At 36.3% G+C, this 22949-nt stretch carries 22 protein-coding genes; 10 read left to right on the forward strand and 12 right to left on the reverse strand.

Translation table 11 applies throughout. The features are described from left to right. The first annotated feature begins 49 nt into the window (after positions 1 to 49). From ACFO3O_RS19740 to ACFO3O_RS19750, 3 genes are all read left to right on the forward strand, one after another. On the forward strand, positions 50 to 844 hold the full coding sequence (locus tag ACFO3O_RS19740; RefSeq protein ID WP_379982062.1) for a LytTR family DNA-binding domain-containing protein: 795 nt from the start codon (positions 50 to 52) through the stop codon (positions 842 to 844). Between the two features lie 91 nt (positions 845 to 935). After that, the gene (locus ACFO3O_RS19745; RefSeq protein ID WP_379982064.1) at positions 936 to 2243 is read left to right on the forward strand and encodes a S41 family peptidase; all 1308 of its coding nucleotides are present in this window, start codon (positions 936 to 938) and stop codon (positions 2241 to 2243) included. A 204-nt stretch (positions 2244 to 2447) separates the two neighbouring features. Then, positions 2448 to 3971: a sulfatase-like hydrolase/transferase gene (locus ACFO3O_RS19750; RefSeq protein ID WP_379982066.1), complete on the forward strand. Its 1524-nt coding sequence runs from the start codon at positions 2448 to 2450 to the stop codon at positions 3969 to 3971. A gap of 153 nt (positions 3972 to 4124) precedes the next feature. Here the strand turns inward: ACFO3O_RS19750 and hisIE are convergent, their stop codons facing one another. From hisIE to hisG, 10 genes are all read right to left on the reverse strand, one after another. Continuing rightward, positions 4125 to 4727: a bifunctional phosphoribosyl-AMP cyclohydrolase/phosphoribosyl-ATP diphosphatase HisIE gene (hisIE, locus tag ACFO3O_RS19755; RefSeq protein ID WP_379982068.1), complete on the reverse strand. Its 603-nt coding sequence runs from the start codon at positions 4725 to 4727 to the stop codon at positions 4125 to 4127. A gap of 18 nt (positions 4728 to 4745) precedes the next feature. Further along, positions 4746 to 5501 carry an imidazole glycerol phosphate synthase subunit HisF gene (gene hisF, locus ACFO3O_RS19760; RefSeq protein WP_379982070.1) on the reverse strand — a complete coding sequence of 252 codons (756 nt, stop codon included), beginning with the start codon at positions 5499 to 5501 and terminating at the stop codon, positions 4746 to 4748. Between the two features lie 169 nt (positions 5502 to 5670). Next, complete coding sequence (locus ACFO3O_RS19765; protein WP_379982072.1) at positions 5671 to 6225, reverse strand: DinB family protein; 555 nt, start codon at positions 6223 to 6225, stop codon at positions 5671 to 5673. Between the two features lie 2 nt (positions 6226 to 6227). Beyond that, positions 6228 to 7010, reverse strand: coding sequence for a 1-(5-phosphoribosyl)-5-[(5-phosphoribosylamino)methylideneamino]imidazole-4-carboxamide isomerase (locus ACFO3O_RS19770; protein WP_379982074.1), 783 nt, complete (start codon positions 7008 to 7010; stop codon positions 6228 to 6230). Positions 7011 to 7253: 243 nt separating this feature from the next. Then, entirely contained in the window at positions 7254 to 7598 is a 345-nt protein-coding gene (locus ACFO3O_RS19775) for a four helix bundle protein (protein WP_379982076.1), read from the reverse strand. A gap of 171 nt (positions 7599 to 7769) precedes the next feature. Continuing rightward, positions 7770 to 8408 carry an imidazole glycerol phosphate synthase subunit HisH gene (gene hisH, locus ACFO3O_RS19780; protein WP_379982078.1) on the reverse strand — a complete coding sequence of 213 codons (639 nt, stop codon included), beginning with the start codon at positions 8406 to 8408 and terminating at the stop codon, positions 7770 to 7772. A 227-nt stretch (positions 8409 to 8635) separates the two neighbouring features. Next, entirely contained in the window at positions 8636 to 9772 is a 1137-nt protein-coding gene (hisB, locus tag ACFO3O_RS19785) for a bifunctional histidinol-phosphatase/imidazoleglycerol-phosphate dehydratase HisB (RefSeq protein ID WP_379982080.1), read from the reverse strand. A 118-nt stretch (positions 9773 to 9890) separates the two neighbouring features. Beyond that, complete coding sequence (gene hisC / locus ACFO3O_RS19790; protein ID WP_379982082.1) at positions 9891 to 10943, reverse strand: histidinol-phosphate transaminase; 1053 nt, start codon at positions 10941 to 10943, stop codon at positions 9891 to 9893. Then, positions 10943 to 12232, reverse strand: a complete 1290-nt coding sequence (gene hisD / locus ACFO3O_RS19795) for a histidinol dehydrogenase (protein WP_379982084.1) — start codon at positions 12230 to 12232, stop codon at positions 10943 to 10945. Before hisD ends, hisC begins: the two co-directional genes overlap by 1 nt. Continuing rightward, positions 12232 to 13092 carry an ATP phosphoribosyltransferase gene (gene hisG, locus ACFO3O_RS19800; RefSeq protein ID WP_379982086.1) on the reverse strand — a complete coding sequence of 287 codons (861 nt, stop codon included), beginning with the start codon at positions 13090 to 13092 and terminating at the stop codon, positions 12232 to 12234. Before hisG ends, hisD begins: the two co-directional genes overlap by 1 nt. Before the next feature lie 285 nt (positions 13093 to 13377). Between hisG and ACFO3O_RS19805 the strand changes: the two genes are divergently transcribed. Together ACFO3O_RS19805 and ACFO3O_RS19810 are read left to right on the forward strand one after the other, a co-directional pair. Then, positions 13378 to 14187, forward strand: coding sequence for an OmpA family protein (locus ACFO3O_RS19805; RefSeq protein WP_379982088.1), 810 nt, complete (start codon positions 13378 to 13380; stop codon positions 14185 to 14187). After that, positions 14168 to 14821, forward strand: coding sequence for a hypothetical protein (locus ACFO3O_RS19810; protein ID WP_379982090.1), 654 nt, complete (start codon positions 14168 to 14170; stop codon positions 14819 to 14821). Before ACFO3O_RS19805 ends, ACFO3O_RS19810 begins: the two co-directional genes overlap by 20 nt. A gap of 554 nt (positions 14822 to 15375) precedes the next feature. Here the strand turns inward: ACFO3O_RS19810 and rpsA are convergent. After that, on the reverse strand, positions 15376 to 17205 hold the full coding sequence (rpsA, locus tag ACFO3O_RS19815) for a 30S ribosomal protein S1 (protein WP_379982092.1): 1830 nt from the start codon (positions 17203 to 17205) through the stop codon (positions 15376 to 15378). A gap of 381 nt (positions 17206 to 17586) precedes the next feature. On the opposite strand from rpsA, the gene ACFO3O_RS19820 reads away from it, so the two are divergent. The 4 genes from ACFO3O_RS19820 (at position 17587) to ACFO3O_RS19835 (ending at position 21062) form a co-directional block, all read left to right on the forward strand. Next, positions 17587 to 18522: a T9SS type A sorting domain-containing protein gene (locus ACFO3O_RS19820; RefSeq protein ID WP_379982094.1), complete on the forward strand. Its 936-nt coding sequence runs from the start codon at positions 17587 to 17589 to the stop codon at positions 18520 to 18522. A gap of 119 nt (positions 18523 to 18641) precedes the next feature. Next, positions 18642 to 18995, forward strand: coding sequence for a DoxX family protein (locus ACFO3O_RS19825; protein WP_379982096.1), 354 nt, complete (start codon positions 18642 to 18644; stop codon positions 18993 to 18995). A 15-nt stretch (positions 18996 to 19010) separates the two neighbouring features. Continuing rightward, positions 19011 to 19613 (forward strand): alpha-ketoglutarate-dependent dioxygenase AlkB family protein, encoded by a 603-nt coding sequence (locus tag ACFO3O_RS19830; RefSeq protein WP_379982098.1) that lies wholly within the window; start codon positions 19011 to 19013, stop codon positions 19611 to 19613. Between the two features lie 570 nt (positions 19614 to 20183). Next, positions 20184 to 21062 (forward strand): AraC family transcriptional regulator, encoded by an 879-nt coding sequence (locus ACFO3O_RS19835; protein ID WP_379982100.1) that lies wholly within the window; start codon positions 20184 to 20186, stop codon positions 21060 to 21062. Between the two features lie 13 nt (positions 21063 to 21075). Here the strand turns inward: ACFO3O_RS19835 and ACFO3O_RS19840 are convergent, their stop codons facing one another. After that, the gene (locus ACFO3O_RS19840; protein ID WP_379982102.1) at positions 21076 to 21852 is read right to left on the reverse strand and encodes a S1/P1 nuclease; all 777 of its coding nucleotides are present in this window, start codon (positions 21850 to 21852) and stop codon (positions 21076 to 21078) included. Positions 21853 to 21979: 127 nt separating this feature from the next. Between ACFO3O_RS19840 and ACFO3O_RS19845 the strand changes: the two genes are divergently transcribed. Beyond that, positions 21980 to 22912 (forward strand): alpha/beta hydrolase, encoded by a 933-nt coding sequence (locus ACFO3O_RS19845; RefSeq protein WP_379982104.1) that lies wholly within the window; start codon positions 21980 to 21982, stop codon positions 22910 to 22912. The last annotated feature ends 37 nt before the right edge of the window (positions 22913 to 22949 follow it).

Here is a 22949-nt window from a genome sequence, read left to right on the forward strand (position 1 = left end):
TTGACTGCAACACAAGAAGCAGTATATTTAGAATCTCAAAAAAATACGCTTGAAAAAATATCCTTTTGATGCTTCCTTAAAACACCATTTACTCGTAGGCTTAGCGCTTGCCCTATGGATTTTTGTGTTTTTATTCTTTACAGAACCGCTGGATGTTAATGAGTTTAGTAACCGCGAAAAACTCATCTATCTCCCAGTGTATGGCCTTATTGGTGCGTTGTGCTATGCCATCATGCTTCCGTTGCAAAGCTATATGTATAAGCGATCAGAAAAACAATGGTCGCTAAAAAACGAAGTGTTATTTAATCTAGTATTTGTTATATTTTCATTTATCCTAGCACGTAGCTATTATAGCTTTGTGATTGTGCGTGGAGAACCCAATCCCTATAGTTTATGGTACTACACTACAGGCATTTTTATTCCTGCCATACTCACGATTCTTCCCATCGTTCTTTTAGGAAGATGGGCATTAGGAAAATATAAAAACAAACGCCTTGAAGATGCTAAAATCGAAATTCAAGGAGAAGGAAACTATGAGAGTTTACGATTATTGTATAATGATTTAATTTGTGTGCAATCATCAGATAATTATGTGGAGGTTTCTTTTTTGGATAACAACATCCTTAAAAAACAATTAATCCGGAATAAACTCTCCGTGATTGAAACGAGTTTCCCAAAATTGCTTCGTACACATCGCTCTTTTTTACTAAATCCGTATCATTTTCAATCCTGGAAAACCGAAAATGGCAAGTTAGGCGTGGTCGCTTCTAATGATATTTTCATCCCAATATCCAAGACCTACGCCACTAGGGTAAAATCAGCTATAAATTCCACCACAAAATAGACATGTTTCACCCCAAAGCACCGTATATACTAGTCTAAGCGAGTTTTTACTAATACTTTTGAATCAGAAGTCAAACGTAAAAAACTAACTTATGAAAACGTCATTAACTACTATTGTAACTATTGTATGTATTACTGTATTCGCTTTCGCGAACATGTCTGCCGCTAGTGCGCAAAATATAGCACGACAGGCAGGAGCACAAACAACACAAACAGCCGAATTCTGTGATTGTAAAAAAGACCTAGATTTTTTAGCTTCCAAAATGGAGGACATGATCTCTTACAAAAAACAAATCAAAGGAGATAAAGTCGCCGAATTCCAAAAAGTATATACTTCCCTTTCTGCCGAAATGGAAACACCTATCACTCAAGTTGACTGCATGTTTAAACTAAATACACTCCTAAGTGTCGTCAAAGACAAACATGCAAGTCTCTCATCAAATAACGCACCTATTACGTCCGAGCAATATAAAGATAGCCTCTATGTCGCTCAATTTAAGCAATCAGAAATCTTTAAAAACCATCCCACCGTTTCTGAAAATCTAAATGCCTTACGCACTCGATTAGCAAAAACCTTTTTTGACGCTATAGAAGGTATTTATGTAGACAAATATGTAGGTGAGCTAGCAGTGTATGAGACCGCTAAGACTGGAGAATATGTCGCGGTTGTCTTGAAATCGACGTCAGATTTTTGGGGTGAAGGGCAAATAGCATACTACATTCATAACATCCAAGGAGACGAATATCAAGTATTACGCTATCATCCGTATACTCGAATGTTATGGTTCCAAAAATCAATGTTAGCGTACAATGGAAAATTATGGGGATTACAAAAACCGTTAGATAGTCCAAACTTTACAGAAGCCCCTGAAGAAAACGGAGATTGGGAATTTAAACAACTCACAGAAGATACACAGTATTTATATTTTGGATCGTTTTCCAATAGAGAAAGCAATGTAGACGCGTTTAAAACATTTTACGCTACCTATAAAGATCAAATAAAAGCGTCCAATATTATTGTGGATCTACGCAACAACGTTGGTGGAAACTCGAAATACAGTGATCCTTTTGTAAAGATTCTGAAGAAATCAGGTGCAAAGGTGTATATCCTTACCAACTATTTTACGGGAAGTAATGGAGAACAGTTTACCTTAAAACTTAGAAAACTTGACAATGCAGTTCATTTAGGCCAACGTACCAACGGAATTATAGCCTACGGTCTCAACTACGGAACAGGCTATGAATCCCCTACCGGGAACTTTCTTTTCTACCCAACCGATATGAATTTCCATAAGTTTATTGACTATGAGATGGTGGGTATCCAACCGCAAATGGCATTAGATTTCTCTAAAGATTGGATAGCACAAACACTAGACATCATAAACGAACAGCTACCTTAATATAACGCACAAAGAGTTTTTCTGTAAAAACCATTGCATTCGGGTTTGACTTCTCGAATCGCAATGGTTTTTCTTTTCATTCTAGATCGTCCAATAAAAACATGGTAGATCAAACATTTATCTATCTAATAATCAGGTAATACTACGGTAAAATCACTACAGAAGCTTATGTAATTTTATAAAATTAACCTTTAAAAATACACTATGAGTTTTTCTAAAAGACGTGCACAATTACCAGAGCAACCTGATCTAATTATCATTATCACCGATCAAGAAAGAGCTACCCAGCATTTTCCTGAAAATTGGGAAACTACTAATTTAAAAACCATGACCTTTCTGAAAGAAAATGGTTTTTCTTTTAATCGTGCTTTTTGTAATTCCTGTATGTGTTCACCCAGTAGAGCTACTTTATTTACAGGCACTTATCCTGCCCATCATGGCGTGACACAAACCCTTACGTGGGGAGGTCGTTATTCGGATGCAGAAATCACATTAGATCCTAGCCTTTTTAATATGGCGAGAATGTTACAGGAAGAAGGATATGACGTACAGTACAGAGGCAAATGGCATTTAAACAAAGGAGACACCGAAAATGATTTAAGCGCTTCACAAATCGCCTTAACGGGTTTTCAAGGATGGGTCGCACCCGATGCTGGAGAAGATGTAAAACCTGAAAACTTTGGCGGCGGATATGCAAATCATGATGAAATGTATATTAAACAAGGAACTGAATACTTGAAAAAGGTTAGAGAACAACGAGCCTCTGGCGCCGACCGAGTTCCGTATTGCCTCGTCTTATCATTGGTCAATCCACACGATGTATTAGCCTATCCTAATGGTACAGATTATGGGTATTATGAAAGTGATTGGTCATCCAGAGAGATTCATCTTCCAAAATCTGTCACAGAAGATCTATTGAAAAACAATAAGCCTATGGCGCAATTTCAGATTCAGAAATTTGCAGGAAAATTATTAGGCGCATTACCAACAAGAGAGGACAAATTAAATTACATCAATTTTTACGGACATACCCTTAAAAAAATAGACGGACAAATAGGTGAGTTTATCGATGAGTTATACAAAGCCACAAATGGCAAGAAATTAGCCAACGACGCCGTGGTAATTCGACTTTCAGATCATGGAGAAATGGGAATGGCGCATGGTGGTATGCGACAAAAAGCGTTTAATGCTTATGAAGAGACTTTAAGAGTGCCCATGGTCATCTCCAACCCTATCTTATTTCCAAAAGATGATGATAAAGTCTTAAAATCGTCAGATAACTTGGCATCACTCATTGATATCATGCCCACGATTGCCGCCTTGGTAGGGATTAAGAAACCTGCAAAGTCACTCCAAGGAAAAAACCTTGTTCCTATTATGAGAGACAATACAGAAGTTCAGGAATCTATCATGTTTACCTTTGATGATACCAAAGCAAGTTCTGCCGATGTCCCATCAGCAGTGTTTGCGGCTAATAGAGTTCGCTCCATACGTACTAAAACTTGGAAGTATACCTACTATTTTCATGCCTTAGGAAGCTATCCTACCGAGTACGAATTATATAACTTAGAAAAAGATCCGGATGAGATGCACAACCTAATAGATAGTAAGGTAAAAGCTATTGTTACTAAAAAAGAAGAACTCGCGGCTTTACTGAAAGAATCTGAAGAAAAACTCTTAAAATATCCAAATGTAGAAGCCATGATAGATATGGTTTCTAATCTTTAAAAAAACAATGATAAACATCCTCTCACTCCTACAGAGGGATGAGAGGATGTATTAATAATTTCTGACAAATACCGCTTTCGCGAAAGCGTACTCAACCTTTCCAAAAAGGAAAATATCCAATTAGTGATACTAACTATACGTACGTTTTATTGATTACTTATGCCTAGAGATTAATGTCTTTTCGACACTACGAAGACCAAATCCTTTAGCTCTCAATAGCACCATAAAATGGAAGAGTAAATCGGCACTTTCATTTAAGAACAATAAGTCATTATCATCTTTTGCTTCGATGACTACTTCTACAGCTTCTTCACCCACTTTTTGAGCAACTTTATTGATTCCTTTTTTGAATAAGCCAGCTACGTACGAATCTGGATTGTCTTCAGGATTGTCTTTACGATCTCGTATCACCTCCTCTAGATGTGAAAAGAAACCATATTGAGGCACATTGCGCTCTCCCCAGCACGTATCTGTTCCTTTATGGCATACAGGTCCCATAGGCTCTACAAACACCAATAGCGTGTCTTGATCGCAATCTATTTTTATATCTACGAGATCTAAAAAATTATTAGACTCCTCCCCTTTGGTCCATAAACGATTTTTACTTCTACTAAAAAAAGTAACACGCTGTGTTTTTATTGTTTGCGCATACGCTTCTTCATTCATATACCCAAGCATGAGTACGGATTTTGTTTCTGCATCCTGAATAATTGCAGGAACGAGGCCATCTGAAAATTTTGAAAAGTCGATTGTCATTTTTCTTTTATTTTGAGGTTAGATACGCACGGTAATACCTTGCGCTTTTAATTCTTTTTTTAATACTGGTATGGGTATTTCTCCAAAGTGAAAAACACTTGCTGCAAGCGCAGCATCTGCTTTTCCTTCTGTAAATGTATCTTTAAAATGTTGGATCGTTCCTGCACCGCCACTTGCGATGATAGGGATATTTAGTTCCTCAGAGAGTTGTGCTAGTGCTACATTGGCAAACCCATCCTTGGTACCGTCATGATCCATAGAGGTGAATAAGATTTCTCCTGCACCTCGTTGTTCTACTTCTTTTGCCCAATCAAACAGACGACGTTCTGTAGGTACTTTTCCTCCTACTAGATGCACAATCCATTCGCCATCTATATATTTTGCGTCTATCGCCACCACAACGCACTGAGAGCCAAATTTGGCTGACAATTCATTAATCAGTTCTGGGCGTTTTACCGCACTTGAGTTTATGGATACTTTATCCGCACCATTTTTAAGCAAGATATCCACATCTTCTACAGAAGAGATCCCACCCCCTACGGTAAAAGGAATGTTTACTTGTGAGGCGACACGTAATACAAGATCAGATAAGGTTTTCCTACGCTCTTCGGTGGCAGAGATGTCAAGAAATACAAGCTCATCTGCACCTGTGTCTGAGTATACTTTTGCCAATTCTACTGGATCACCTGCATCACGCAGATTTACAAAATTAGTTCCCTTTACGGTCCTACCATTTTTGATGTCTAAACAGGGTATTATTCTTTTTGTTATCATGTTTAAAAGTACGAGGTTTGAATTACGAGCGACGAATAATGAATTCAAAAGCAGTAATTCTATCTATTTTTTTAATTGGTTATTCTTTTTCTAACTGTTTTAATGCATGCTACTGTAATTGCTAATGATTCATTATTGCAAACTCAAATTTTCGTCGTTCAAACTTTCGCTACTCGTCGCTCGTACCTCCACACTCATTTTTAACATTCAAATCCTGTCCGTCATAAAATCCAAGCGGACGATTCACTACTTGTTTTACCCAAAAGGCAATTTGTCCCGTGTGGTAACTGTAATGCTCTACCGCATGAATCACACACCCCATTCCTGAAAAATAAAAGCCTTGTACGTTTCTTTTCTTAAGAAGTTGCGCTTCTGTAGCTTTTTGAATGGTTTCTTTTACCGAGGTAACTGTTTCTTTTAGTTTTTCAAGCAGTTGGAAGGCTGTAAACCCTTCGCTGGTTTCAAACTCAACATCCCGATCACGTGTATCTTCTTGTTCTCCGAGGCTCGAAATCACATACTGCGTCATATTTCCACATAGATGTAGTATCAGATTCCCAATACTATTACTCGTAGGGTTTGGACGTTTCCATATCAAATCTTCCACGGGTTTGGGATGAGTGAAGGAGGCCGCTTTCGCGAAAGCGATCTCCACCATACGCGTACTTTCATCAATGCGATACAGTGTGTTTTCCTTAAAATCAGTAACCCAAGGTGATTCCATACTTATTGATTTAAAATAAAGTGTTCGAGTTGTTTTAAAGAAATGCGATTCTCATAAATCGCTTTTCCTATAATCGTCCCTTCACAGCCTAGTGCAGCCAATCTAGGAAGTTCCTCAAAGGTAGAAATTCCACCAGAGGCGATGAGTTTAATGGCAGTGTCACGCTGTGCTTGTCGAAGCACCTCTTTGTTTTGACCTTTGACAGGCGCTGGCTGACAAGAACGTATAATTTTTTCATATAAGTCAAAACTAGGGCCTTCCAACATGCCATCTTTACTAATGTCGGTGCAAATGACATACGAAATTCCTTTTTCCATATACCCAGCAATAAAAGGAAGTAAGTCTTTGGTGCTTTCTTCTTGCCATCCATTGATCGCAATTTTTTCATTTTGGGCGTCAGCGCCTAAAATAATTTTATCCGATCCATAGGTAGTGATCCAATTTTCAAATACTGCCGGATCTTTTACCGCGATACTTCCCCCTGTGATTTGTGAAGCCCCACTATCAAAAGCGATTCGTAGATCTTCATTGGTTTTTAATCCACCACCAAAATCAATTTTTAAACTCGTTTTAGAAGCGATTTGCTCTAGAATTTTGTGATTGACAATATGTTTGCTTTTAGCGCCATCAAGATCGACAAGGTGTAGGTACTTGATGCCATGCGCTTCAAAGTTTTTAGCAACTTCTAGCGGGTTTTCATTGTATATTTTTTTGGTGTCATAATCCCCTTTTGAGAGGCGTACGCACTTTCCTTCTATAATGTCTATGGCTGGTATGATTCTCATAATTCAAAAGTAGAAAGTAGAAAAACGAAATGTTGAACTACTTTGATTGTTTATTTTTTGCTGTTTTTATTAAAGCTACTGTAAATCCCAATAGCTTGGCTAATAATTCTCAAATTAGAAAGTAGAAAAACGAAAATTGAACTACTTTACTTGTTTATTTTGTTGTTTTAATGGAAGCTACTGTAAATCCGAATAGCTTGGCTAATAATTCTCAAATTAGAAAGTAGAAAAACGAATGTTGAACTACTTTACTTGTTTATTTTTTGTTGTTTTTATTGAAGCTACTGTAATCCGTAACAGTTCATCACATTCTTTCCAAAGTCGTTCTACTTCGGTCGTATCTTCATCTCTTATCTCTATAATTAATTCTAACCAAAAGCAGGTTTCATCTGCTTCTTCTTCAACGATTTTAAGTTTATTTATAAAATCAGCTTCTGATTTTGGACGTTGCGACGCCCTCCAATTAGCCGCTACTGAGCTAGAACTCTTTAATAATTGAAAAACGAGGTTATTGTATTCACGAGTTTTAGGTAATTGTGAGCAGAGATTCCAACAATCGACTGCAAATTTCTTCGTTCTTATTTTCATGTCTACCATAACTACTTAATTTCCAAATTTCGTTTTTCTAATCTCTGTTTTTTTTTGCTAGTCGCAAGCTGAACCTATTACTATGTTTCATTTTAAGACCTCTCGACTGCGCTCGAGGGGCAATTCAATTCTATTTCTAAATTTCGTTATTCTAATTTCTACTTTTATTTTTTACAATTGTAAAAAATTCTTCAATATCTGTTCTCCTACGCGGCTACTTTTTTCTGGGTGAAATTGTGTTCCGTAGAAGTTCGCTTTCGCGAAAGCGGCACTATACGGAATTCCATAATCACTCACTGCAATGGTTTGATCAGTAACTGGGGCATAATAACTGTGCACCATATAGATAAAAGCGTCTTCTGCTACATTCTTAAAAAGAGGCGATGAAAGCTTTGAAATGCTATTCCATTGAATTTGCGGAATTTTCACATCCCTGCCTGCTGGCGAGGAAGATTCACTAAAGCGTACCACATTTACATCAAAAATTCCTAATCCATCAGTATTACCCTCTTCGGAATAATTACACATCAATTGCATGCCTAAACAGATGCCTAAAACAGGCTGTTGTAAGGTAGGAATCAGCGTATCTAAACCACTTTCTTTAAGCTTTTTCATGGCACTACTCGCCTCCCCTACACCAGGGAAAATTACTTTATCGGCGTTTTTTATTTCCTGGGGATCATGGCTTAATATTGCTGTATATCCTAAACGATCTATCGCAAATTTAATACTCTGGATATTTCCAGCTCCATAATCTATGATGACGATTTGCCCCCTAGCCCCCGAAGGGGGAATATTCTCCTTTTCCATATTTCTTCTTTTCTATAGCAGTCCCCTAGCCCCTGAAGGGAGAACTCTCTTCTTGTGTTTATTTTTTCATTATATATCCGCACTTCGGTTACACTCAGTGTAAATTCAGACGGATATCTCATCTCACACGTTCTTATTTATTTTTAAAATGCTGAATCTCTGTTTTTAAAAACCAAACCCTCAACTTCGTTCATCCCTTTTCTATCCGCCCTTCGGGGGCTAGGGGGCTACAGCATTCCCTTCGTGCTTGGTAAAATCATTTTATCTGGATCTCTTTTAACCGCTACTTTAATGGCTTTCGCGAAAGCTTTAAAAATAGCTTCAATTTTATGATGTTCATTGGTGCCTTCGGCTTTGATATTTAGGTTGGCTTTAGCGCCATCTGTAAAAGATTTAAAGAAGTGATAAAACATTTCTGTCGGCATTTTTCCAATCATTTCCCGTTTAAAATCGGCTTCCCAAACCAGCCAATTACGGCCTCCAAAGTCAATAGCAGCCTGCGCTAGACAGTCATCCATCGGTAAACAGAACCCGTAGCGTTCGATACCCAGTTTGTTTCCTAATGCGTCGGCAAAGATCTCGCCCAGAGCAATCGCAGTATCTTCAATAGTATGATGCTCATCAACTTCTAAGTCGCCTTTTACCTGGATATCCAAATCCATCGCCCCATGTCGCGCGAGTTGATCGAGCATGTGATCAAAAAAGGCAATCCCTGTATCTATCGATGATTTTCCCGTACCATCAAGATTGATCGTAATTTGAATATCAGTTTCGTTTGTTTTTCGCGAAAGCGTACGCACTCGATCTTTTAGTTTTAAAAACTCATAAATCTTCTGCCAATCATTACTTTCTAAAGCAATATCCTTATCGAGTTCTGAGCGTTCGATGGTGATTTCTCCTGTTCCTAAATGCGTTTCATCATTGATGTATATCCCTTTAGCTCCTAGATTTGTGGCGAGTTGCATGTCTGTTAATCGATCACCAATCACAAAAGAATTCTCAAGATCATACGCATCAGAAAAATACTCGGTCAATAGGCCTGTCCCTGGTTTACGGGTATTTGCATTTTCATGCGGAAACGTTCGATCTAGAAAAACTTTATCAAAGACGACCCCTTCGTTCTTAAATGATTTTAGAATGAAATTATGCACTGGCCAAAACGTGTCTTCTGGAAATACATTAGTTCCTAAGCCATCTTGATTGGTAATCATCACCAACTCATAATCGAGTTCTTGTGCAATTTTACCCAACCAAGTAAAGGCTTTCGGATAAAATATCATTTTTTCAAAAGCATCTATTTGCTCATCAGCTGTCTCTTTGATAATGGTGCCGTCACGGTCTATAAATAAAACTTTTTTCTTCATATCTATGTTTTTATAAGAGTGCTTAAACCTTTATTAATTATTGATCATTTATGTTGAGTTCTCGACTGCGCTCGAACGGACAAACTCTTGTTTAAGACATTCTCTTACGTATTTTGGTTTATCGTGAAATCTCTTTTAATGCGTCAATTAATTGTTGATTTTCTCTCGAGGTTCCTATGGTAAAACGTAGCGTGTTTTCACAAAGTGGTTGTGTGCTTCGATTGCGAATGACGATACCTTTTTGGATCAATTGCTGGTATCTTTTTGCCGCATCATCCACACGAACTAATAAAAAATTTGCCTCTGAGGGAAATATTTTTTCTACAAATTCAATATCAAGTAACGCTTTATATAAAATATCCTTATTATCTAGTATTGAGTTGATTTCACTTTTAATTAAATCGCATTTTGTAATATGATGAACTGCTTTTTGTTGCGTAAGTTCGTTTACATTATACGGTGGTTTTATCTTTTTAAGAACTTGTATAATCGCTTCGGAGGCAAAGGCCATTCCCAATCGAATTCCTGCCATTCCATATGCTTTAGAAAGCGTTTGTGTGACGATCAAATTAGGAAACTGATCGAGTTTTTTGAGCCAACTTGGAGCGGAAGCAAAGTCAATATACGCCTCATCAATTACGACAAGACCATCAAATCGCGTGAGGATTTCTTCGATCTTTTCAGCATCGATAATATTGCCTGTCGGATTATTTGGTGAGCATAAAAAGATCAGTTTTGTATCTGCATCTACGTTTTGAAAAATAGCCTCTATATCGGGTTGAAAATCCTGGTTGAGCAACACCTCTCTATTTTCAATATCGTTGGTACTTGCCAATACTTTGTACATCCCGTAGGTAGGTGGTAAACTAATCACATTGTCTTTTCCGGGTATACAAAAAGCTCTAAAAATAAGATCTAGTACTTCATCACTCCCATTTCCAAAAAGAATAGACGCTTCTTGTAACTGTTTCTGGGTAGCAATGAGTTGTCGCAGTTTCCCTTGTTGTGGGTCTGGATAGCGATTCACGCCATTATCAAAAGGATTTTCGTTGGCATCCAGAAACACCATTTCTTTATCAAAATCAGTAAATTCGTCTCTCGCAGAGCTATACGCGGTCATTTTTGCCACATTAGGGCGGACAAGGTTTTGAATATCAAATGGCTTTCTCATTACTCTTGCTTTAATGCTTCTAATCTCAAAGTGACTGCATTTTTATGTGCATCAAGACCTTCGGCAGTCGCCATGATTTCGATGGCGTTTCCGATGTTTTTAATCCCTTCTTTTGTGATTTTCTGAAAAGTCATACTCTTTAAGAAACTATCTAAGTTCACACCGCTATACTGCTTCGCGTAGCCATTGGTAGGTAGGGTATGGTTGGTTCCAGAAGCATAATCCCCAGCACTTTCAGGTGTGTAATTTCCTATAAAAACAGAGCCTGCATTTTGGATTCCGTTCACGTAAAAATCTTCATTCGCTACACAAACAATAAAATGCTCAGGACCATATTCATCAATAAGTGCGAGTGCTGTAGCGTCGTCTTCCACATAAATGAGCTTGCTGTTATCAATAGCTTTTTGGGCTATACGCTTTCGCGAAAGCGTACCCATTTGCACTTGAATTTCTTTTTCGACATTGGTAATCAAATCGCGTGAAGTAGATACTAAGATCACTTGACTATCGGTTCCGTGTTCGGCTTGACTCAACAAATCAGAAGCGACAAAGGCGGCATCTGCTGTATCATCTGCCACGACAAGCAATTCTGAAGGACCTGCGGGCATATCAATCGCCACGCCATAATTGGTTGCTAACTGCTTTGCGACAGTAACAAATTGGTTACCAGGACCAAATATTTTGTACACTTGAGGAATCGTATCTGTTCCAAAAGTCATCGCTGCAATCGCCTGAATCCCTCCCACTTTATAGATTTTTGTCACACCACATATCTGAGCGGTATAAAGGATAGCTGGGTGAATAGAACCATCTTTTGAAGGAGGCGTACACAATACGATCTCTTTACATCCTGCTATTTTTGCAGGGACAGCGAGCATTAATATGGTGGAAAACAGAGGAGCAGTACCGCCAGGGATATAAAGACCTACTTTTTGAATCGGACGTTTTTCTTGCCAGCAAGATACACCTGGCGTAGTTTCTACAAGAACGCGTTCTGTTTTTTGGGCTTGGTGAAATTTTTCGATGTTGCTTTTAGCCAATTGTATGGCATCTTTTACATCTTGGTCTAGAGTAGCGGTTGCTGCTTCAATTTCTTGAGCAGACACCACTGTTGTGTTTAACGTAATCCCATCAAAGATCGCCGTGTATTTCGCGACAGCGGTGTCCCCTTTTGATTTTACTTCTTTAAAAATATCTGTTACTGTTGCTTCAATATCTTCTACCGTTTGCGTAGGTCGCATGAGGATCTCCTGCCAATCGCTGGGTGCTGGGTTGTATATTATATTCATTAGAGTACCATTTTTTCGATTGGACATACAAGAATACCTTCGGCTCCTGCTATTTTGAGTTGATCAATCACATCCCAGAATTTATGTTGGTCAATAACACTGTGTACACTGCTCCATCCTTCTTCTGCTAGTGGCAGGACAGTAGGGCTTCGCATACCAGGGAGTATTTGGAAAACAGCATCTAATTTGTCATTAGGCACATTCATCAACACATAACGGCTTTGCTTTCCTTTAAGAACACTACGGATTCTAAAGCGAAGTTTTTCTAATATTTCTTTACGTTCTTCTGAAATTTTTGGAGAAACGGTGAGTACCGCCTCTGAGGTAAGCATGACCTCTACTTCTTTTAAATTATTTTTAAATAAGGTGCTTCCGCTGGAAACTATATCACAGATTCCGTCTGCAAGTCCAATATTAGGTGCAATTTCTACAGAGCCATTAATAACGTGCAGTTCTACAGAAACACCTTTTTCTTTCAAGTAACGACTTACTGTATTAGGGTATGAAGTGGCAATACGTTTTCCTTCAAAGTCCTTAACAGAGGTATAGGATTCATTTTTAGGGATGGCAAGGGATACTTTACATTTTGAAAACCCAAGACGTTCAATAATTTGTAAGTCTTCTCCTTTTTCAATGAGTGTATTTTCCCCCAGAATAGCGATATCAATCACCCCATCTCTTAGGTATTGAGGAATATCGCCATTACGTAGGTAAAAAACTTCTAAAGGGAAATCTCTCGCAGTCGTTTTAAGTTGATCTTGTCCGTTGTCAATAGAAATCCCGCAATTTTCAAGGAGTGCTAATGATTTTTCATTGAGTCGTCCAGATTTTTGGACAGCAATTCTAATTTTTGTGTTCATTTTTCTTTAACTAATTAGTGCTTGAGTTATACAAAACAAAAAACCCGTTTGAATAACTCAAACGGGTTTTTGATATCTTATATATACACATATCAGTTTACCTCGCTCGAGCGACAGAAGTAAAATGATGATGATGTATGGTGTTGTTTTTCATAACGAGTACAAAAGTATTCCATTTTTTGTTAAAAACAAGTGTATAACGCAATTTAATATTTACTTAACAGTAAAAAGTTTTTAGTAGATTTGATGTGAAATCACTTATACTCTATTGGGGCAAAACAGTAAATGAAAGGTTTTTGGGGTACTTTTTTTATATTTCTATTGTGGGCTTCGGCTGGAATATATTACATACACACAAAGGAGAACAAAGATGCTTCCATAGATACCCCTGATCAAATTTCCATCAAAAAACAAGACCCTGATGATTTAAAATCAGATACTTATAAAAATAGTAGTGAGAAAATTGAAATAGAAGCGGACACCACTAAAATAGTATCTGATATCACGCTCACTGATTTGAATACTCTAAAAATTGATTCGATATCTGATAATGTTGTTGGTATAGATATGAATTCGCTTTCTAAATCTCCTGACAGTAATAAAGACATTTATATTAGTGAAAACACAACAGTAGATTCTCAGTTATTAGCCGATGAAATTAAAAAATCGATAGCGATAAGTGACACGGTAGATATAGATAAAGACGAACCTACGATTGAATATAGAGGAGAAACTGTTATTAAAAATAACCCTAATGTATCTTCTCAAATTTTTTATCCAGGATATGCAAATACAGACTTAATCGTAGGAAAAGATCTTATTGCATATGCTACGGAACTAAAGAAAATATTAGAAGAAAATCCAACGAAGAAAGTAACGATTATAGGCCACACTGATAATGTAGGAAATGCTAAAGATAATTTTATGATTGGTTTAAAAAAATCAAGACAAATAAAATGGTATCTTACCGCACGCAGAGGCATAGAAAGATCAAAAGTAACCGCTATATCTAGAGGAGAATCCACTCCAATAGAGAGCAATGCAAGTGTTTGGGGCCGCAAAAAAAATAATAGAATTGAGATTATTGTTGACTAGTAACATACTTAAAACCCAAGATACCATATCTATCCCTACAGCCTACGTAGAGGCGTTTGTGATGATGCTTGGCGCTTTTGCTATTGGATATATAGGTGCTACTATTTATGAGCGTTATCGACATAAAACAGCTCAAAAAGATACCGACAATGATATTAATCTTCTCAAAAAAGAAATTCGTGAATTAAAAGAAGAAAACGAATTACAGCATAGAAAATTTGACTACCGCAAAGATCGAATGGATCAAGAATACGAACAGGTAAATTTTCAAAAAAGAGCCTTTTCTGAAGATGTACTTTCTAAAAGCACCACGGATACGCAAATATTAGCAAAAATTAATTTTGAACGCATTGGTTTTGCGACTGCAGAAAGTAAAGATGATCTTCAAAAAATTACAGGTATAGGGCCATATACGGAAACCAAACTTAATGATCTTGGTATTTTTACGTTTGAACAGATTAGTAACTTTACAGACGAGGATATTACCGCTGTCACAAAACTTATCAAATTCTTTCCTGATCGTATTAAAAATGACCGCTGGGTATCCAAAGCACAACGACTTAAACTTGGTAAAGCACCCGAAAAACCTCAAACGACAGAAGATCTAAAAAAAAAGGTAACGAAGATTAATTAACGTGTTGTAATCTTTAAATATGTGCTCTAACATCATTGGTTAAAAAAAAACCAAATAGATATCTATAAACTCTTAAAATGAGTATAGAGACTAAAAGAAACCTACTAGATTTCTCCCTAACTGATATACTTATCACTTAACCATTGAACCCACACTCCTATCTATTTTAATTTCATAAAGAAGAGCACCTCTTTATTGCACTTCTTTTTTGAGTTTGTAAAACTATGTGCTTAAAAGATGAAGCGCCAACAGACATTAAAACAGAGGGTGTCACATTAAAAATATTTTTATACCAGTTATTAATTGAATTTACTGGAAAAGAAAACGATGATTTTTTTCTTTATATGAGAAAGAAAACTAAAGCATAGCCTAAGCTACGGTTTCTTTTTTCTTGTGAAATAGAAAGGAAAAAAGGGTGTTTTATTACAGTAAATTCAATTGGTAAATGGTATTACTTACACTTCACTGAATACCATTAAAAAACCCATCATAGCGAACTATGATGGGTTTTTATATTGATAAAGATAGAATCCTTATTCTACGAGAGAATTAGATTATTTACCTTCCATTTTAGCTTTAAGAGCGGCAAGAGCATCATTAGCATCACCTAACGTAGGTTTTGCCTCATCTGCTTGTGCTTTTGCTTTCTTAGCTTGTTGCTTAACGATTTTTGCTTCGTCTTCTTTATGGATCACCATGTGAGATGCAACCACACGCTTAAAGTCTTTATTGAATTCGATTACTTGGAATTGAGCTTCTTCTCCTTTTCCTAGTTTAGAACCATCTTCTTTCTCTAAGTGACGTGATGGAACAAATGCTACGATATCTTCGTTAAAAGTAACGGTTGCACCTTTATCTACGATCTCGTCAACACTAGCAGTGTGCTTAGTACCTACTCCAAAATCAGCTTCATATTTATCCCAAGGATTTTCTTCGATTTGCTTATGACCAAGACTTAACTTACGTCCTTCAACATCTAGCTCAAGAACCACTACTTCTAGCTTATCTCCTACTGCACAGAATTCTGATGGATGTTTTACTTTCTTAGTCCAAGAAAGGTCAGAGATGTAGATTAATCCATCAATACCTTCTTCTAGTTCTAAGAACACACCGAAGTTTGTAAAGTTACGTACCACACCTTCGTGACGTGAGCCTACAGGATATTTAGAAGTAATATCAGTCCATGGATCTGGAGCTAATTGCTTAATTCCAAGACTCATTTTACGATCATCACGATCTAAGGTAAGAACCACTGCTTCTACCTCATCTCCTACTTTTACAAAATCTTGTGCACTACGTAAGTGTGTACTCCAAGACATTTCAGAAACGTGGATTAATCCTTCTACTCCTTCTTCTACTTCGATAAAGGCACCGTAATCAGCGATTACAACAACTTTACCTTTTACTTTATCACCAATCTTAAGCGTTTCACTTAAAGCATCCCAAGGGTGCTTAGAAAGTTGCTTAAGACCTAATTGGATACGTGTTTTATCCTCATCAAAGTCAAGGATTACAACATTTAATTTCTGATCAAGCTCAACGATTTCATTCGGGTGGTTGATACGAGACCAAGAAAGGTCTGTAATGTGGATAAGTCCGTCAACACCTCCAAGATCAACAAATACTCCGTAAGAAGTAACGTTTTTAACAACACCTTCAAGAACTTGTCCTTTTTCAAGCTGCCCAATGATCTCTTTTTTCTGCTCTTCAATATCTGCTTCGATAAGTGCTTTATGCGATACAACAACGTTTTTGAATTCGTGGTTAATTTTTACCACTTTAAATTCCATTGTTTTATTTACATACTGATCGTAATCACGGATAGGCTTTACGTCTATTTGTGATCCAGGTAAGAATGCTTCAATTCCAAAAACATCTACAATCATTCCTCCTTTTGTACGTGCTTTTACAAACCCGTTTACAATCGTTCCTTCATCGTGAGCTGCATTTACACGATCCCATGCTTTAATAACACGAGCCTTACGGTGAGACAGTATTAACTGACCTGTTGCATCTTCACGCACATCAATAAGTACTTCTACCTTGTCTCCTTCTTTAAGATCTGGATTGTAACGGAACTCATTAAGAGAGATTACACCTTCAGACTTTGCATTGATGTCTATAATAGCATCACGATCTGTAATACTAATTACAGTTCCTTCTACTACTTCGTCATTAAGCGTATCTACAAAATTCTGAGCCACAAGTGCTTCAAATTCTTCTAGTTGCTTGTCATCTACTACATCAATACCTTCTTCGTATTTTACCCAGTTAAAGTCTTTAAGAAATTGTTCTGGATTTTCTTGAGCAGGAGATTGCTCAACTTTTGGTGCTGCTACTGCAGCTTCTTCCTGAACTTCAGGATTTTTTGTTTCTTCAGCCATTTGCTAAAAGTTACATCAGTATACACTTAAATTTATGGTACTGATGGGTTTTTGTATTTTACGCTTTCGCGAAAGCTCTTTCAACCTCAAAACCGTAAAAGTGGTTTTTTTCGTTTTATATATTCCTTCATTGACGGCTTTCGAAAGGTTGTCAAAAAGGTGTGCAAAAGTACATATTGTTTTCTGATTTTCAAAGACCTTTCTTATTAATACGCACACTTATTCATCTTTTTTAGTAAAAAAGTAATTCATCCTATAGGATGTACTATGTAAACTCTTATAAATAAACTTAGTTAATACAAAGAATTAGCTAAGAACTATTGTAATTTTTGAGTATATTTAATTTTTAATCCTATTTATAATTAATAAAAGACAGAACACATGAAAAAAACTACGTATTTATTGGCATTTTTAACTGCAACTGCCTTTGCACAACAAGAAACAAGTTACAATTCAGAAACTATACCTTCTTCAAATACAGGGGAGACAACAATTGCTACAATCACACGTGTAGATAATGGTAGAGCTGCTGTTGTAGACACGTTTACAACGCTAGCTGAATTTAATGATGCTGTACTAGCCTGTACAGATGACACGCTTCAATCTGAAGATTTTACAAATGGACCAGGAGCTATTACCACATGTGGCGAAACGATTAGTGCTGCTGATGGGGGTGCTTGTTTTCCTGCAGGAGAGCTCGAAACTGGGTTTGTCGTATCTTCAAGTGCAGATCCATCAAGCGTTGTTAATATTCCTCCTGGAGCTATTGGAAATACAGATTCGCTTGTAGGAGCTACTAGCTTTGCTGCATTTACAATTATAGAATTTGATCCGTCACCGCAGGCAGTGGCATTCGATATTTGGGAAAATATTGACCCTGTAACAATCATTAGAGTCTTTAGCCTTGGTGGTGATCTAATAGACACCTTCAACGCAAACACACCAACAAATACTCAAACATTTTTTGGCTTTTATGCAAATGAGCCTATTGGTTCTATAGAACTAGAAGGTGCTAATGATAGTGGTGAGTTATTTGGTAACTTCTTATTTGGTGGTGATTGTAGTAATTTAGGAATTCAAGATGAGCTACTAGCTAAGGTTACAACGTATCCTAATCCTACTGCGGGGCAGTTAAGCTTAACAGTACCTTCTGGACTTGTTATTGAAAAAGTATCTCTTATTGATATTACTGGAAAAAATACGCAAGTTCAATTAATTAACAATACACTAGATATGAGTGGTCTTGCTACAGGTGTATACATTTTAAAAATAGAAACTTCTGCTGGAATATCTACTCAAAGAGTGATCAAGCAGTAAGTACATTATTTACTAATTTTAAAATAGTCCTGCAAGTAATATGTAGGACTATTTTTTTATCCACAGATGTCGGTTATCTTTGGAGTAAAACACAACATTAATCACTTTATTTACTTTGTATGAGTACTCCGTGGCATCTGTATCTTATGGCAATCATGTATATCTGTATAGGCTGTATGCATTTTATCAAACCTAAGGCTTTTTTAAGTGTGATGCCTCGCTATATACCTGCAGAATTACAAATGGTGTATGCTAGCGGAATTGCCGAAATTTGTTTAGGCATTGCTTTGTGTTTTGACGTAACAAGAACCTATGCTATTTGGGGAATTATTGCGATGCTTATTGTTTTTTTGACGGTGCATTGGTATATGATTGCAGATAAAAAATTTCATGAAAAATTTCCTAAATCTGTGCTTTGGTTTCGATTTTTATTACAATTTGGATTGATGTATTGGGCGTATTTTTATCTTTAAATCATCATAGTAAAAATGTCATTATTTCCATTAGAGCCGTATCGATTAGACCTACCTGATGCTCATGTCACGTATCATCCTCATTTTTTGACTCAAGAAGAGGCCTCTCATTATTATGATATCTTATATAAAGAAACACCTTGGCGTCAAGATGATATTAAGGTATTTGGAAAAGTACATCCGCAACCTCGGCTCACGGCTCTGTATGCGACCAATAACCTCCCCTACTCCTATTCAAATATTACCATGCATCCGCTAGCGTTTACTTTCGCTTTAAGCGAAATAAAAAAGAAAGTAGAAACACTGGTAAATGCCAAATTCACTACGTGTTTATTAAATCTTTACCGACACGGAAAAGATAGTAATGGATGGCATGCAGACGACGAAAAGGAGTTAGGTAAAAACCCTACCATTGCCTCTGTAAGTTTAGGCGCAAGTAGGGTCTTTAAATTTAGGGATAAAACGACAAAGTCTTCGGTACACTCCATGTCTCTTGAACATGGAAGCTTGTTACTTATGAAAGATGAAACACAGCATAACTGGCAACATCAAATACCAAAGACTTCAAAATTTGTGGAACCTAGGATAAATCTTACATTCCGGATAATAAAGGGGTGAAAGCTATTCTATTAAAATCTAGAGCGAAATCATTAAAGCTAAATCCTAGGGGGTACGCTCTTTATACAAATCACTCACTCTAGATTGGGTTGCATATACTTTCTTCAAGATGTATATCCTTGAGTTTTTTTACAAGTAGCTCAAATTCTTGCAACTAACTATGTTTGTATTGATAATTTATATGAAAATTAGCAGCATCAGACTATAATTAGTAGGAGTTTAAAGCAAATTAATTGAAAGGAAAGAGGCGCTGTCTGGGGGAAATAATTTCTAATTACTAATCCTTTTTAAAAAATATAAATGAATCCAAAAACAATATCTAATAATTTATATACTAGTAGCGACCACATAAATGAGTTGATCTCACTCGTAGTGATCATATATGACAGCACCTCTACTCTCATGAAAATCACTTTATTAACCGGGTGCAAAATTATACTAAGCACGCATAGTAAATCTTGTATTTTTTTCATTAAAAATTGTACAAAATTTGTAACTTACTGATAATTAATACAACTATATCGTTTTCGTTGTATAGAAGGAATTTAACTAATTGTAAAAAATAAAAACATGATGATGAAGAGTTTTAGTTTACAAGATATATTCCTGATAAAAAAAATAAAAAAAACGGGACATCATAAAGACCCTGAGCCTAGAAATTATTTTGAAATTATTTTTATTGAAGAGGGAACTGGGAAACACTTTATTAACGAATTTATTGTAACCTATGAGAAGAGAGATGTCTTTCTTGTTGCCCCAGAAGACAAGCATCATTTTGAAATAGAAAAAGAAACCACATTTTGCTATTTTCAGTTCACTGAATTGCTATTTTCTAGTAAAATGAACCTTCCTGATAGGTCATACTGGCTCCATCGTATAGAAAAAATTATACATCACCCTAACCTTTTACCTGGTGATATCATAAAAGAAAAATACGATCGAAAGCTTATATGGCATATTCACGACGTTATTAACCAAGAGTACATAAGCCAAAAAGAATATTATAAACATAATATTTCTAATATGGTAAGTACTACTTTAAGTATTATTGCTCGTAATATTACACGAGATTTTCAGCCTGAAAGAGAAAGTTCTATTAAAGACGTCCCCACTACCATTGACCAAATCATACAATACATACGTCAGCACGTATCTGAAAATAACCTCATGAAAGTCAGCGCACTAGCAACTCATTTTAATATGACAAATAGTGGTATCAGTTTGTACTTCAAGAAGAAAACTGGAGAATCGATACATCACTATATTTTGATGTATAAATTGCATCTTATCAAATACAGATTAAAAAACACAGAATTAACCGTCTCTGAAATCGCTTATCAATTAGGGTTTACAGACGAAAGTCATCTTACACGTATTTTCAAAAAATACAACAACCTAACCCCAAAACAATATAAAAATGAGATGTTAAAAGAAGATCATAGGATGTAAAAATGATCGCTATTTATCCAAACAATTCATTGAGTAAACCTGCTAATCGTATTCCCCCTTTTTGTAATTGAGATCGTAACGGATCAAAATATTGATACATATAATTATACCCAAGGTTATCACCTTTCTTGGTATTCTTATAAATATCTTTAACTAGTGTACGGCTGTCTTCCATCCAATCTCTAACCGTTCCTTCTTGTAAAAGTGTCACCTGTTTTTTTGATAACCTAGGCATGGTCGTTGCCAGTTCTGAATAGGACATATTAAAACGTTCTATCATTTGTGAATCCCAAACTCTATGAAGGTTGGTTCCATTTTTAAACCATTGCACCTGAAAATCATTTCCTCCTTTATCTTCTCCTAATCCCGTATGTAAAGGCTGATGCAAATCACCTATAAAGTGAATAAGCAACTTAAGATAAAAAGCCTTGTCTTCTTTAGAGCTTGTTGGGTTTTTAATAATTTCTACACAGGTATTGATTCCTTGTATGATATCACCTCTTTCGTTTTTAGGGTGAGTATCATAGGTTTTATCAAAAGGAATGTTCACATAATGCCATACTCCAAAAGAACGGTATCTATCATCACTCTTTATATCATCTCCAAATGTTGAAACCAGTGCTAAGGACTGTCCATCAAGTAATTTGTTGATTTCTTTTTTTGCTTTTCGCGAAAGGTACTGCTCTGCGATAGCCCCAGTAGCCCTATGTCCCGTGTTTCCCCAAACAATTTCTGCAGCTTGTAGAAAGGAAGAACTCAGTAAAAATAAAGCGATGATACTATGTTTCATTTTGTGTTTTTTTGTAAAAATACGATGAAAATAGAAACATTTTGTTATTGTTATCGTTAAGAATAGCGTATTGTTAACAATACATATTAGTACCTTTACAAATAGATTCTATTTAATAGTTAAGATTATGAGATACCTACATGTATGCGCATTTGTTTTTTTAATTTCACAGGTTGGAATCACGCAAAATACTCCCGTAGAGAATGATGTAAAAATTAATCAGTACATATATGGCACCTTATTACAACCCAAAGAAGGAGCCAATGACCTGATTATTATTATTCCTGGTTCTGGTCCTACAGACAGAAATGGCAACCTACAACTATCACGTAATAATGCTTTACGATTACTGGCAGAAAAACTAACTGCATCAGGTATTGCCACATTTAGATATGATAAAAGAGTACTCACGTTATTAAAAAGAGGGAATTTAGAAGAAGAAAAATTACGATTTGAAGATTTTGTTAAAGATGCTGTATCAACTGTCAACTATTTTAGAGATCGAAACAAATATCAGAATATATATATTGTAGGACATAGCCAAGGATCCTTAGTGGGTATGATTGCTGCACAGCAATCTAATGTTACAGGGTTTATTTCACTAGCAGGTCCCGGGAAATCTATAGATAATACAATTGTGAGTCAAATAGCATTACAGATGCCTGAACTTAAAGAAAATGCGCAAGAAGCTTTTACACAATTAAAAGAAAATGGAAAAGTAAAAAGCTATAGCCCAGCATTGGCCTCTATTTTCAGAAAAGAGTCTCAGCCCTTTATGGTTAGTTGGATGCAATATATTCCCACTGAAGAAATTAAAAAACTACAGATCCCAGTCCTAATCATAAATGGAACAAATGATGTTCAGATAGATACAAAGGAAGCCGAAGATCTAAAACAAGCAAAACCAGATGCTAAATTAGTACTCATTAAAGATATGAACCATGTTTTACGTATTATAGAAAGCACAGACGCGTTGGAAAATACAAAATCATATAACGAAGCCAATCGTCCTATTTCGCAAGAACTCACTGATGTGATTACTAGTTTTATCAAAAAATAGCAACATGCTATGTTTTGATTTTAGAGGTTAGCTTCGA

Source organism: Dokdonia ponticola (assembly GCF_042653865.1).
Taxonomy (GTDB): Bacteria; Bacteroidota; Bacteroidia; order Flavobacteriales; family Flavobacteriaceae; genus Dokdonia; species Dokdonia ponticola.

What these genes read in the sequence shown, in the direction of transcription:
- ACFO3O_RS19745 (WP_379982064.1), top strand. Translation starts at nt 936, where the DNA reads ATGAAAACGTCATTAACTACTATTGTAACTATTGTATGTATTACTGTA.
- ACFO3O_RS19775 (WP_379982076.1), bottom strand. Translation starts at nt 7,598, where the DNA reads ATGAAAATAAGAACGAAGAAATTTGCAGTCGATTGTTGGAATCTCTGC.
- hisB (WP_379982080.1), bottom strand. Translation starts at nt 9,772, where the DNA reads ATGAAGAAAAAAGTTTTATTTATAGACCGTGACGGCACCATTATCAAA.
- ACFO3O_RS19825 (WP_379982096.1), top strand. Translation starts at nt 18,642, where the DNA reads ATGAGTACTCCGTGGCATCTGTATCTTATGGCAATCATGTATATCTGT.
- hisIE (WP_379982068.1), bottom strand. Translation starts at nt 4,727, where the DNA reads ATGACAATCGACTTTTCAAAATTTTCAGATGGCCTCGTTCCTGCAATT.
- rpsA (WP_379982092.1), bottom strand. Translation starts at nt 17,205, where the DNA reads ATGGCTGAAGAAACAAAAAATCCTGAAGTTCAGGAAGAAGCTGCAGTA.
- hisC (WP_379982082.1), bottom strand. Translation starts at nt 10,943, where the DNA reads ATGAGAAAGCCATTTGATATTCAAAACCTTGTCCGCCCTAATGTGGCA.
- hisD (WP_379982084.1), bottom strand. Translation starts at nt 12,232, where the DNA reads ATGAATATAATATACAACCCAGCACCCAGCGATTGGCAGGAGATCCTC.
- ACFO3O_RS19845 (WP_379982104.1), top strand. Translation starts at nt 21,980, where the DNA reads ATGAGATACCTACATGTATGCGCATTTGTTTTTTTAATTTCACAGGTT.
- hisG (WP_379982086.1), bottom strand. Translation starts at nt 13,092, where the DNA reads ATGAACACAAAAATTAGAATTGCTGTCCAAAAATCTGGACGACTCAAT.
- ACFO3O_RS19805 (WP_379982088.1), top strand. Translation starts at nt 13,378, where the DNA reads ATGAAAGGTTTTTGGGGTACTTTTTTTATATTTCTATTGTGGGCTTCG.
- ACFO3O_RS19750 (WP_379982066.1), top strand. Translation starts at nt 2,448, where the DNA reads ATGAGTTTTTCTAAAAGACGTGCACAATTACCAGAGCAACCTGATCTA.
- ACFO3O_RS19835 (WP_379982100.1), top strand. Translation starts at nt 20,184, where the DNA reads ATGATGATGAAGAGTTTTAGTTTACAAGATATATTCCTGATAAAAAAA.
- ACFO3O_RS19765 (WP_379982072.1), bottom strand. Translation starts at nt 6,225, where the DNA reads ATGGAATCACCTTGGGTTACTGATTTTAAGGAAAACACACTGTATCGC.
- hisF (WP_379982070.1), bottom strand. Translation starts at nt 5,501, where the DNA reads ATGATAACAAAAAGAATAATACCCTGTTTAGACATCAAAAATGGTAGG.
- ACFO3O_RS19770 (WP_379982074.1), bottom strand. Translation starts at nt 7,010, where the DNA reads ATGAGAATCATACCAGCCATAGACATTATAGAAGGAAAGTGCGTACGC.
- hisH (WP_379982078.1), bottom strand. Translation starts at nt 8,408, where the DNA reads ATGGAAAAGGAGAATATTCCCCCTTCGGGGGCTAGGGGGCAAATCGTC.
- ACFO3O_RS19840 (WP_379982102.1), bottom strand. Translation starts at nt 21,852, where the DNA reads ATGAAACATAGTATCATCGCTTTATTTTTACTGAGTTCTTCCTTTCTA.
- ACFO3O_RS19820 (WP_379982094.1), top strand. Translation starts at nt 17,587, where the DNA reads ATGAAAAAAACTACGTATTTATTGGCATTTTTAACTGCAACTGCCTTT.
- ACFO3O_RS19830 (WP_379982098.1), top strand. Translation starts at nt 19,011, where the DNA reads ATGTCATTATTTCCATTAGAGCCGTATCGATTAGACCTACCTGATGCT.